Below are 12164 nucleotides of genomic sequence, written 5' to 3' on the forward strand. Positions count from 1 at the left end.
GGCGGCGTGGGCCGCGGCGGCGGGCTCGGTGGCGGCGGTGGAGGCGGCGGTGTCGGTGGTGGCGGGGGAGGGGGTGGCGGAGGCGGCGGTGTGGGCGGCGGCTTCGGGGGCTCGGGCGGCGGGGGAGGCGTCGGGGGCGGCGAGCAGCGCCCGACGCCCGCCGACGCCCACGCGGAACCGCCCGCTCCGCCGGAGGCGTGGGCACAGCTGTCCGCGGTGGCGGGGGTGGCCGACAGAGATATGAGTGCGGCGACTGCGAGGAGCCGTCCGACGAGCGATCCGTACACGGGCGGGAGCTTGTTCCTCTTTCGGCCTCGGCACGCCGGAAGTCGTTCGGATTCCCCCGAATAGGTGCTATTTGGCGAGGGCTTCACGAGGTTCCACAAGTTTTTTTCGGCCGCGTTGAACGCGGGCCCGCCCCCGCCGCGTACTCAAGGCCAGGAAGCGGCGCAGATCGGCGCGGCAACTGGCTTACTGACAACAGGAGTTGACATGAACACCTGGCGGAACGCCTCGCTCGCGGTCACCGCGGCGGCCGTACTGGCCCTGACGACGGCGTGCGGTCAGGACCAGGGCACCAACACCAACGGGCAGTCCGTCGGGGCGGCCAAGCCTGCCGACGCCGGATACGGGGCCGACGGCGACTACGGATCGGACGCGGGTACGGCGAACACCGCCGCCACCAAGCCGGCCGGACAGCTCGCCGTCGCCACCAACGCGAAGCTCGGCAAGGTCCTCACCGACGGTGAGGGATTCACCCTCTACCGCTTCGACAAGGACACCGCCAGTCCGCCGAAGTCCAACTGCGAGGGAGACTGCGAGAAGGCGTGGCCGGTGGTCACCGCCGACAACGCCAAGGCCGCGGCCGGTACGGACGCCCAACTCCTCGGCGAGGTCACCCGCGCCGACGGGACCAAGCAGCTCACCGTCGACGGCTGGCCGATGTACCGCTACGCCAAGGACGCGGCAGCCGGTGACGCCAACGGCGAGGGAGTGGGCGGCACCTGGTTCGCCTCCGCACCCGACGGCAAGAAGGCCGCGGCCGCCGGCGGCGGCGCCGCGGGCGGCGACACGGCGGGCGGCACCGCCCCGGCCGACCTCAAGGGCCTGTCGGTGCGCAAGGACGCCAAGCTCGGCGACATCGTGGTGGACGCGAAGGGCATGACCGTCTACCGGTTCACCAAGGACTCCGCCTGGCCGATGAAGACCGCCTGCACCGGCGAGTGCCTCGACAAGTGGCCGGTTGTCGCCCCCGTCGACAAGAACGACGCCGACGCGGCGATCATCAAGAAGGGCTTCGTGACCTTCGACCGGCCCGACGGAATCAAGCAGCAGACCATCGACTGCTGGCCGATCTACACCTTCGCCGACGACAAGAAGCCGGGCGACACCAATGGCCAGGGCGTTGGCGGCACCTGGTACGCGGTTTCGCCGGACTCCAAGCTGGTCGGGGCGTCCAAGTAGTCCCCACGCCGACCGCCCCGGCCTGCCGGGCCGTCGACACGCCTCGTGCGCGTCGGCGGCCCGGTCGCCGTTCCGCCACCGTGTGACCAAGAACGGATCGCTAATTTCCGTTTGGGCTCGCTCTCTTGGCGGTCGATCAGTAGCCTCGGCTCGAACAACCGGCCATGTACATGGCCGTGTCCCGTGGCGACTTGTTGGAGATCTCGATGGAGCGTCCCGCCTGGGCCCCGCAGAGCATCGATATATCGATGCCGAGCGTTTCCCGCATTTATGACTACTATCTGGGCGGTTCGCACAACTTCGAAGTGGACAGGGAAGCGGCGCGCAAGGCCATGGGATTCATGCCCGGCCTTCCGACGATCATGAAGTCGAACCGCGCGTTCATGCGCCGCGCGGTGCGCTTCGCCCTGGACGAAGGCGTCACGCAGTTCCTCGACATCGGTTCCGGCATTCCCACCTTCGGCAATGTCCACGAAGTCGCGCAGCGCGCGAATCCCGACGCCAAGGTGGTCTACGTCGACCACGACCCGGTCGCCGTCGCCCACAGCAGGGCCGTCCTCGAAGACAATCCCCGCGCCACCGTCGTCAACGCCGACCTGCGCCGCCCCGCCCAGCTCCTCAAGAGCCCCGAGATGGACCTGCTCGACCTGGACCGGCCCGTGGCGCTGCTGCTCAACTTCGTCCTGCACTTCCTGCAGGACAGGGACGATCCGTACGGCGCGGTGGCCGAGCTGCGGGACGCGCTCGCCCCGGGCAGCCTCCTCGTCCTCACCCACGCCTCGCACCACGGCGTCCCGCTCCCCGAGGAGACGGCGGACCGCGCGGTCGCCGTGTACGAGGAGATCCGCAACCCGCTGGTGATGCGCACCCGCGAGCAGACGAACCGATTCTTCGACGGCTTCGAGACGGTCCGCCCCGGCCTGGTGTCCATGCCCCACTGGCGCCCCGACTCCCCCGCCGAGGAGGAGGACCCCTACGCGTTCTCCGGCTTCGCCGGCGTGGGACGCAAGGCGTGATGGTGCCGGAGGCGACGGGCCCGGAGGCGGACCCCGACGGCCTGGAGGACAGAGTCAGGCGTTTCGCGACGATCTGGAGCCGGGCGATCTTCCCGGCCACCGCCACGTCCTTGACGCGCCCCGAATTCGAAACGCTGCTCCTGCCGCTGGCCCGCACGTTGCGGGAGGCGCTGCACGCGCACCCCTTCGACACCGCACCGGCCGCCCGTGTCGGCACCGCCCTGATCGCAGGACACTGCACCGACCCCGAGGCCCTCGGCCGGACCCTCGGCGTGATCGAGTCGTATCTGGTCCTCTACTGCGGTACGGACGAACTCCCCACCGAGGACAACCGGGCCCGCTGCGCCCGCCTCCAGCACGCCCTGGCCGCCGGTTACGCCCAGGCGCTGCGCGAGCGCACCCGCGCCGAGCAGGAGGCGATCGCCCGCTCCGCGCTCACCGCCCGCAGCGAGGCCGAGGACGCCCTGCACGCCACCCAGGCCCGCTTCCACGCCGTCTTCGAGGGCGCGGCCATCGGCATCGGCATCGCCGACCTGGACGGCAAGGTCCTGGAGGTCAACGACACCCTCACCCAGATGTTCGGCGGCCTCGAACACCATGTCCGCAGCCGCAACGTGAGCGAGTGGGTCCATCCCGAGGACTCCCCCCACGTCTGGCGCATGTACGGCGAACTGGTGCGCGGCGAGCGCGAGCACTTCCAGGTCGAGAAGGCGTTCTACCGCAACGACGGCACCGTGCTGTGGACCAACCTCACGCTCTCGCTCCTGCGCGACGCCGAGGGCGACCCGCAGTACCAGCTGGCGCTGATGGAGGACACCACCGAGCGGCGGCTGCTCCATCTGCGGCTGCGCTACGAGGCCACCCACGACGCCCTGACAGGACTGCCCAACCGGACGCTGTTCTTCGAACGCCTGGAGAAGACGCTCGCCGCGGGCGGCGACGCGCGCTTCGGCCTGTGCTACCTCGACCTGGACGGCTTCAAGGCCATCAACGACAGCCTCGGCCACTCCTCGGGCGACCGGCTGCTGGTCGAGGTCGCCGACCGGCTGCAGAGCTGCGCCACCGCCTCGGGCGAGATGGTCGCCAGGATCGGCGGCGACGAGTTCGTGGCCCTGACCACCGGGCCCGACACCCGCGGCGGAGTCTCCGAACTGGCCTCCCGGATCCTGGCCGTGCTCGCCTCGCCGATCCGGATCGAAGGCCGCGAGTTCACCGTCCGGGGCAGCATCGGCATCGTGGAGGGCCCGGCCGCCGGACGCAGCCCCGCCGAGGTGCTGCGCAGCGCGGACATCACCATGTACCGGGCCAAGGCGGCGGGCGGCAACCGCTTCGAGCTGGCCGACCCGGAGGCCGACGCCCGCGCCATCACCCGCCACGGGCTGACCACGGCGCTCCCGGCGGCCCTGGAGCGCGGCGAGTTCTTCATCGAGTACCAGCCGCTGGTGCGGCTCGACGACGGTACGGTGCACGGCGCCGAGGCGCTGGTGCGCTGGTCCCATCCGCAGCACGGCGTGCTCGGCCCCGACCGGTTCATCCCGCTCGCGGAGCACACCGGACTGATCGTCCCGCTCGGCCGCTGGGTGCTCGAACAGTCCGTACGGCAGGCCAGGTTCTGGCAGCAGCAGCTGCCCGAGGGCGCGCTCGGGATGCCGCTGCGCGTCAATGTGAACCTGTCGCCCGCCCAGCTCCACCACCCCGGTCTGGTCGCCGACACCGTCGAGGTGCTGGAGCGGATCGGCCTGCCGCCCGGCGGCCTGTGCCTGGAGGTCACCGAGTCGGCGCTGATCGGCGCGGACGAGGACCTGCTCAAGCCGCTGCGCCAACTCGCCGAGATGGGCGTGGACATCGCGCTGGACGACTTCGGCACGGGCTACTCCAACCTCGCCAATCTGCGCCGGCTGCCGGTGAGCGTGCTCAAGCTGGACCGTTCCTTCACCCAGGGCATGCAGCAGCACCCGGCCGACCCGGTCGATCTGAAGATCGTCGAGGGGATCGTCTCGCTCGCGCACAGCCTGGAACTGGCCGTGACGGTCGAGGGCGTGGAGACCGGGGCGCAGGCCGACCATCTGCGCCGGCTCGGCTGCGACACCGCACAGGGCTGGTACTACGCCCGGCCGGGGCCGCCCGAGCGGCTGCACACGCTGCTGCTGGCCGACGCCGTCTGAGCGCGGGCCGTCCGACCGGCTCTCAGCGTCCCTCCGGTCCCTGCGGAGCCCGGACCGCCGCCGCGGTGGTCCGGGCGGTCCTGGTGGCTCGCTCCGAGTCCAGCAGGACCTTCTGCAGCTCGCGGGCGGCGCGCGGCGGTGCGACGTCGCTGCGGTGGGCGAGCGCGATGGTACGGCGCAGCCCCGGCCGGGCCAGGGCGGTGACGCGCAGTTCGGGGGTGCGCGCCGCGACCATGCTCGGTACGACGGCGAGGCCGAGACCGGCCCGTACGAAGCCGAGGACGGCGTCCATCTCGCCGCCCTCCACGGTGAAGGACGGCTCGAAGCCCGCGGCGCGGCAGGCGGCCACCGTCAGGTCCCGCAGGTCGTAGCCGTGCCGGAACATCACCAGCGGCTGGCCCTCCAGACCGGCCACGGCGACCGGGTCCTGGGGCGCGGGCGCGGTGACCGAGGAGACCACCACCAGATCCTCGTGGAGCAGCTCGACCGTGGTCAGCGCGGGGGACCCGGCGGGCAGCGGCATCACCACCAGCGCCAGATCGAGCGCCCCGCGCGCCAGCTCCCTGACGAGATCGTGCGAGCCGCTCTCTTCGATCAGCAGCTCGATGCCCGGGTGCAGATCGTGGAAGGTGCGCAGCACGTCGGGCAGCAGCCCGGTGCACAGGCTGGGCGGCGCCCCCAGCCTGACCCGGCCGCGCCGCAGCTGCACCAGCTCCTGCACCTCGACCCGGGCCGTCTCGGTGTCGGCCAGGATGCGCCGGGCGAGCGGGAGCAGCGCCTCGCCCGCGTCGGTGAGCGAGACATTGCCCCGGGCGCGGCTCAGCAGCTCGGCGCCCAGCTCCTTCTCCAGCGCCCGGATCTGCTGGGAGAGCGAGGGCTGCGAGACATGGACCCGTTCGGCGGCGCGGGTGAAGTGCCGGGTCTCGGCGACGGCCACGAAGTACAGGAGCTGCTGGAGCTGCATACCTCCGAGGATACGCGCACGATAGGCGCTGCCTATGGAGATGAGCCGGAGCATGTCTTGGACCTCTTGGCCGAGGCGGCCTAACGTGCTGCTCATGGCTCTGGCGACGCGGACGGACCGAAAACAGCGGACGGACCGAAAACGGGCGGACGGACGACCGTCCGCGGTCCGCACCCTGTGGGGATCGACGATCGGCAAGAAGGCGGTCATGGCCGTCAGCGGCCTGATCATGCTCGGCTATCTGGTCGCGCACATGTTCGGCAATCTGAAGATCTTCTTCGGTGCGGCGGAGTTCAACGGCTACGCGCACTGGCTGCGGACCATGGGCGAACCGATCCTGCACTACGAGTGGGCGCTGTGGATCGTCCGGCTGGTCCTGGTCGCCGCCGTCGTCCTGCACGCGGTCTGCGCCTACCAGTTGAGCCGCCGCGACCTCGCCGCCCGCCCGACCGGATACGCGCACAGGCGCCGCCGCGCGAGCTACGCGACCCGCACCATGCGCTGGGGCGGCATCATCCTCGCCCTGTTCATCGTCTGGCACATCCTCGACCTGACGACCGGCACCGTGCACTCCGGCGGCTTCCAGCCGGGCCATCCGTACCAGAACGTGATCGACACCTTCTCCACCTGGTACGGCAACACCGTCTACCTCGTCGCGATGCTCGCCCTCGGCCTCCACGTCCAGCACGGCTTCTGGAGCGCCGCCCAGACCCTCGGCGTGGGCAGCGCCACCCGCGAGCGCATGCTGAAGGCCACGGCCAACGCGCTGGCGCTGGTGCTGACAGCGGGCTTCGTCGCCGTACCCGTCGCCGTCATGACCGGAGTGGTGAGCTGACATGACCGAACCCACCCGCTACGCCGAATACACCACCGGCGAGCCGATCACCGACAGCAAGGCGCCGGACGGCCCCGTCGCCGAACGCTGGAACCGGCGCCGCTTCGAGGCGAAGCTCGTCAACCCCGCCAACCGCCGCAAACACACCGTCATCGTCGTCGGTACGGGGCTGGCCGGGGGCGCCGCCGGAGCCACCCTGGCCGAACAGGGCTACCACGTCGTCCAGTTCTGCTACCAGGACTCCCCGCGCCGCGCCCACTCCATCGCCGCCCAGGGCGGCATCAACGCGGCGAAGAACTACCGCAACGACGGCGACTCCGTACAGCGCCTCTTCTACGACACGGTCAAGGGCGGCGACTTCCGCGCCCGCGAGTCCAACGTGCACCGCCTCGCCGAGGTCTCCGTCGAGATCATCGACCAGTGCGTCGCCCAGGGTGTGCCCTTCGCCCGCGAGTACGGCGGCCTGCTCGACACCCGTTCCTTCGGCGGCGTACAGGTCTCCCGCACCTTCTACGCGCGCGGCCAGACGGGGCAGCAACTCCTCCTCGGCGCCTACCAGGCGCTGTCCCGGCAGATCGCCGCGGGCGCTGTCGAGATGCACCCGCGCACCGAGATGCTCGACCTGCTCGTCGTCGACGGCCGGGCGCGCGGCATCGTCGCCCGCGACCTGATCACCGGCGAGATCACCCCGTACTTCGCCGACGCGGTCGTCCTCGCCTCCGGCGGCTACGGCAATGTCTTCTACCTCTCCACCAACGCGAAGAACAGCAACGCCACCGCCGTCTGGCGGGCCCACCGGCGCGGCGCCCACTTCGCCAACCCCTGCTTCACCCAGATCCACCCCACCTGCATCCCGCGCTCCGGCGAGCACCAGTCCAAGCTGACGCTGATGAGCGAGTCCCTGCGCAACGACGGCCGGATCTGGGTGCCGACCGCGCCCGGCGACCAGCGGCCGCCCGGCGAGATCCCCGAGGACGAACGCGACTACTACCTGGAGCGGATCTACCCGGCCTTCGGCAACCTCGTCCCGCGCGACATCGCCTCCCGGGCCGCGAAGAACGTCTGCGACCAGGGACGCGGCGTCGGCCCCGGCGGGCAGGGCGTCTACCTGGACTTCGCCGATGCCATCGCCCGGCTCGGCCGCACGGCGGTCGAGGAGAAGTACGGCAACCTCTTCGAGATGTACGAGCGGATCACCGCCGAGAACCCGTACGAGGTCCCGATGCGGATCTATCCGGCGATCCACTACACGATGGGCGGGCTGTGGGTCGACTACGACCTCCAGACCACCGTCCCCGGGCTCTTCGCCATCGGCGAGGCCAACTTCTCCGACCACGGGGCCAACCGGCTCGGCGCCTCCGCCCTCATGCAGGGCCTGGCCGACGGCTACTTCGTCCTGCCGTCCACCATCAACGACTACCTCGCCCGCCACCCGCGCCACGACGCCCTCGACGCCTCCCATCCCGCCGTCGCGGAGACCCTCGCGGACACCGAGGACCGGCTGCGGCTGCTGCTCGCCGTGGACGGCGACCGCACGCCCGACTCCTTCCACAAGGAGATCGGCGAACTCCTCTGGGAACACTGCGGCATGGCCCGCACCGAGGCCGGTCTGCGCAAGGCCCTCGACCGGATCCCGCAGATCCGCGAGGAGTTCTGGCGCCGGATCAAGGTGCCGGGCAGCGGCGAGCAGCTCAACCAGTCGCTGGAGAAGGCCAACCGCCTGGTCGACTACCTCGAACTGGCGGAGCTGATGTGCCTCGACGCGCTGCACCGCGCCGAGTCCTGCGGCGGCCACTTCCGCGAGGAGTCGCAGACCGAGGGCGGTGAGGCCGAGCGGCGCGACGAGGAGTTCTCCTACGCGGCCGCCTGGGAGTTCGCCGGCACCGGCCGTGCGCCCGTCCTGCACAAGGAAGACCTCGTCTTCGAGTACGTCCACCCCACCCAGCGGAGCTACGCATGAGGCTCACCCTGCGCGTCTGGCGCCAGCCCGGCGCCGACGCACCCGGCGCCATGGTCACCTACCCCCTCGACGGCATCTCCGAGGACATGTCCTTCCTGGAGATGCTCGACACCCTCAACGAGGAGCTGATCCTCAAGGGCGACGAGCCCGTCGCCTTCGACCACGACTGCCGCGAGGGCATCTGCGGCGCCTGCGGCGTCGTCATCAACGGCGACGCCCACGGCCCCGAGCGCACCACCACCTGCCAGCTCCACATGCGGCACTTCGCCGACGGCGACACCATCGACGTGGAGCCCTGGCGCGCCGGGGCCTTCCCGGTGGTCAGGGACCTCGTCGTGGACCGCTCCGCCTTCGACCGGATCATCGGCTCCGGCGGCTACATCACCGCGCCCACCGGCGCCGCCCCCGAGGCGCACGCCACCCCGGTGCCCAAACCCGACGCCGACTTCGCCTTCGAACACGCCGAGTGCATCGGCTGCGGCGCCTGCGTCGCGGCCTGCCCCAACGGCTCGGCGATGCTCTTCACCTCGGCCAAGGTCAACCACCTCAACGTGCTGCCGCAGGGCGCGCCGGAGCGCGAGACCCGGGTGCTGGACATGGTCGCGACCATGGACGAGGAGGGCTTCGGCGGCTGCACACTCGCGGGGGAGTGCGCCACGGCCTGCCCGAAGGGGATCCCGCTGCCGTCGATCGCCGCGATGAACAAGGAGTGGCTGCGGGCCGCGCGCCGGGGCGCGCGGTAGGCCGTCACACGGCTCCCGGCCCACGCCGCCCCAGCAGGGCCGCCAGCCGACGGTAGGAGTCGAGCAGCGCGGCGCGGTCGTACGTGCTCGTCGTGACCAGGAACTCGTCCGCCCCGGTGCGCCCGAGCAGCTTCTCCAGGCCCGCCGCGACCTCGTCCGCCGTGCCGTGCGTCCGCCCGCGCGCCGCCTCCTCGAACAGGGCGCGCTCGCGCTCCGTCATGACGGTCTCCCGCACCGTCCGGGCGGAGACGAGGGGCGGGAACTCGCCGCGCGTACGGGAGTACGCGGTGGCCCACGCCTCCGGCAACAGCAGGTCGCGCGCCTCCTCGGTACCGGCCGCGACCGCGACCGTACCGGAGACGACGACATGGGGCCGCTCGCCCCACGCGGAGGGCCGGAACCCCGCGCGGTACTCCTCGATCGCCCGCAGCATCGCCTCCTCGCCCCGCACCGGGGCGATCACCAGCGGCAGCCCCGCCCCGGCCGCGACCCGCGCGCCCTTCCCGGTGGCGAGCACGAACGCGGGCACCCGCAGCCCCTCGGCGGGGCGGGCCCGCACTCGGGGACCCGGCTCCTGGCCGCCGGTGAAGTAGCCCAGCAGCTCGGCGAGTTGACCGGCGAAGTCGTCGGCGTCCCGCTTCTCCCGGCCCAGCGCCGCCCGTACTCCGTCGGTGAAGCCGACCGAACGCCCGAGACCCATGTCGATCCGGCCGGGAAAGAGCGACTCCAGCACCCCGAACTGCTCGGCCACCACGAAGGGCCGGTGGTTGGGCAGCATCACCCCGCCGGTGCCGACCCGGATCGTCGAGGTCGCGGCGGCGACCGCCGCGGCCAGCACCGTGGGCGCGGAACCGGCGATGCCCGGCACGCCGTGGTGTTCCGCGACCCAGAAGCGGTGGTAACCGAGCGCCTCGATCCGCCGGGCCAGCTCCACGGTGCCGCGCAGCGCCGCCGGGCCCGCCTCGCCCCGGCGGACGTGGGAGCGGTCGAGTACGGAGAACGGGACGGTCGACAGGAGGCTCACGCACTGTTCAACAACGCGGCGCCGCGAGGATTCCCCGGCCCGCCCGCCGCGTTCACACCTCGTCGTCCAGCCGGAAGCCGACCTTCAGCCCCACCTGGTAGTGCTCGATGTCGCCGTCCACGATCTGACCGCGTACCTCGGTCACCTGGAACCAGTCCAGACCGCGCAGCGTCCTGGCCGCGCGGCCCACGCCGTTGCGGATGGCGTCGTCGACGCCCTCGTGGGAGGTGCCGACGATCTCGGTGACCCGGTAGGTGTGCTGGGACATGGGGCCTCTCCTCTGTGTCTGCCACCGACACGTCCGTCTCCGCCCTCGGCGGCTCCGTCGCGTGGCCGCGGGGCGCGCTGTCACTCCACCGTGCCCCACGGGACGGCGCTCCGCGAGATGTACGCCGCCGACGTGGCCGACGCCGGTACGCCGTGGTCAGCGCCGTGCCGCGCCCGCCGGGGCCGCCGCCGGGCGTGTCGCGGCCCGCGGCAGCCCGCCTGTGGGGGTTGACCCGACCTTTGGTCCGTACCAAAATTCCCCAACACCCGTGCGAATTCTTTTCGTATCCCCCACGTCGGGCTCTCTCCTCGTGCCATCACGCTCTCGTGCCACCACGCAAGAAGGTTGACCTACGTGAAGAATCGCCGTCGCGTCTGCTCCGTGGCTCTGCTCTCCCTCGCGCTCGCAGGCTGCGGCATGCTGCCGGGCAGCGGGGCCGATTCCGCCACGGTCACCGTCTGGCTGATGAAGGACAGCGTCTCCGACGACTTCCTCCAGCGCTTCGTGAGCGAGTACGAGAAGGAGAACCCCTCCGTCACCCTGGATGTGAAGATCCAGGAGTGGACCGGCATCGGCGAGAAGGTGCTGACCGCGCTGGACGGCGACAATCCACCCGATGTCATCGAGGTCGGCAACACCCAGGTCGCGCAGTACGCGCAGAGCCGCAATCTGCGCGATCTCACCCTGGAGTCCGTACGCGACCTGGGCGGCGAGGACTGGCTGCCCGGACTCGCCCAGCCGGGCAGCATCAGCGGCGCCCAGTTCGGCATTCCCTGGTACGCCGCCAACCGGGTCGTCATCTACAACAAGGACCTCTTCGCGCAGGCGGGGATCGAGGAGCCGCCCAAGACCCGGGCGCGCTGGCTCGCCGACACCGCCGACCTCAACACCGGCGGCAACCAGGGCATCTACCTCGCGGGTCAGGACTGGTACACCCTGGCCGGGTTCATCTGGGACGAGGGCGGCGAACTGGCCGTCGAGTCCGGCGGCCAGTTCCAGGGGACCGTCGACTCGCCCGCCGCGCTCAAGGGCATGGCCTTCTACAAGGACCTCCAGGCGCTGGGCAAGGGCCCGAAGGACTCCGACGAGGCGACGCCGCCGCAGCCGGAGGTCTTCGCCAAGGGCGATGTCGCGCAGATCATCGCCACCCCCAGCGCCGCCCGGATCATCGAGGAGAAGAACCCCGCGCTCAAGGGCGTCCTCGGCTTCTTCCCCATCCCGGGCAAGACCGCCGGCAAACCGGGCGCCGTGTTCACCGGCGGATCCGATCTGATCGTGCCGCAGAACGCCGGCCACCGGTCCGCCGCCGTCGACGTGGTCAAGGCCCTGGCGGGCGAGAAGTGGCAGAGCGAGCTGGCCAGGGCCATGAGCTACGTGCCGAACAAGACGACGCTGGCCGGAGTGATCGAGGGCGACGAGAGCACCGCCGCGATGGCCGTGGGCGCGGCGCGTGGGCGGGCCACCCCGAACTCACCGCAGTGGGCGAACGTCGAGTCCGACAACCCCATCAAGCCGTACATGACGGCCGTTCTCCAGGGCCGGAACCCGAAGGAGGCCGCGAAGACGGCCTCCGAGGCCATCACCGCGGCGCTCCTGGACTGACCGCGGCGCTCCTGGACTGACCCCGGCGGGACAGGGCACTTCCGGGATTCAGTTTTCCCACATCCGTACTCCGCCGTCCGGTCATATCGAATCCAGCCGGTCACGGAAGAAACGAGGTGCCGG

General features: G+C 71.3%; 10 protein-coding genes. 7 read left to right on the top strand and 3 right to left on the bottom strand.

Features of this window, described 5'->3' with window-relative positions; all coding sequences use genetic code 11:
• Positions 1–492 precede the first annotated feature (492 nt).
• The 3 genes from DVH02_RS26710 (at position 493) to DVH02_RS26720 (ending at position 4645) form a co-directional block, all read left to right on the top strand.
• Positions 493–1464, top strand: coding sequence for an SCO0930 family lipoprotein (locus tag DVH02_RS26710; protein ID WP_114626416.1), 972 nt, complete (start codon positions 493–495; stop codon positions 1462–1464).
• A 206-nt stretch (positions 1465–1670) separates the two neighbouring features.
• Positions 1671–2480, top strand: a complete 810-nt coding sequence (locus DVH02_RS26715) for an SAM-dependent methyltransferase (protein ID WP_114626458.1) — start codon at positions 1671–1673, stop codon at positions 2478–2480.
• Positions 2480–4645, top strand: coding sequence for a putative bifunctional diguanylate cyclase/phosphodiesterase (locus tag DVH02_RS26720; RefSeq protein WP_114626417.1), 2166 nt, complete (start codon positions 2480–2482; stop codon positions 4643–4645). The genes DVH02_RS26715 and DVH02_RS26720 overlap by 1 nt, the downstream gene beginning before the upstream one ends.
• A gap of 22 nt (positions 4646–4667) precedes the next feature.
• Here DVH02_RS26720 and DVH02_RS26725 read toward each other — a convergent pair whose 3' ends face one another.
• Positions 4668–5609, bottom strand: coding sequence for a LysR family transcriptional regulator (locus DVH02_RS26725; protein WP_114626418.1), 942 nt, complete (start codon positions 5607–5609; stop codon positions 4668–4670).
• A gap of 94 nt (positions 5610–5703) precedes the next feature.
• On the opposite strand from DVH02_RS26725, the gene DVH02_RS26730 reads away from it, so the two are divergent.
• The 3 genes from DVH02_RS26730 to DVH02_RS26740 are packed head-to-tail and all read left to right on the top strand — an operon-like array spanning position 5704 to position 9147.
• On the top strand, positions 5704–6444 hold the full coding sequence (locus DVH02_RS26730) for a succinate dehydrogenase (protein WP_114626459.1): 741 nt from the start codon (positions 5704–5706) through the stop codon (positions 6442–6444).
• A gap of 1 nt (position 6445) precedes the next feature.
• A complete protein-coding gene (locus tag DVH02_RS26735) occupies positions 6446–8404 on the top strand; it encodes a fumarate reductase/succinate dehydrogenase flavoprotein subunit (protein WP_114626419.1) in 1959 nt (652 codons plus the stop codon).
• A complete protein-coding gene (locus tag DVH02_RS26740) occupies positions 8401–9147 on the top strand; it encodes a succinate dehydrogenase/fumarate reductase iron-sulfur subunit (protein WP_114626420.1) in 747 nt (248 codons plus the stop codon). The genes DVH02_RS26735 and DVH02_RS26740 overlap by 4 nt, the downstream gene beginning before the upstream one ends.
• Before the next feature lie 4 nt (positions 9148–9151).
• Here DVH02_RS26740 and DVH02_RS26745 read toward each other — a convergent pair whose 3' ends face one another.
• A complete protein-coding gene (locus DVH02_RS26745; protein ID WP_114626421.1) occupies positions 9152–10171 on the bottom strand; it encodes an LLM class flavin-dependent oxidoreductase in 1020 nt (339 codons plus the stop codon).
• A 52-nt stretch (positions 10172–10223) separates the two neighbouring features.
• Positions 10224–10439, bottom strand: coding sequence for a dodecin (locus DVH02_RS26750; protein ID WP_114626422.1), 216 nt, complete (start codon positions 10437–10439; stop codon positions 10224–10226).
• Positions 10440–10793: 354 nt separating this feature from the next.
• On the opposite strand from DVH02_RS26750, the gene DVH02_RS26755 reads away from it, so the two are divergent.
• On the top strand, positions 10794–12041 hold the full coding sequence (locus DVH02_RS26755) for an extracellular solute-binding protein (RefSeq protein ID WP_114626423.1): 1248 nt from the start codon (positions 10794–10796) through the stop codon (positions 12039–12041).
• Positions 12042–12164 lie beyond the last annotated feature (123 nt).

The organism is Streptomyces corynorhini (assembly GCF_003346515.1).
GTDB classification, from domain to species: Bacteria; Actinomycetota; Actinomycetes; order Streptomycetales; family Streptomycetaceae; genus Streptomyces; species Streptomyces corynorhini.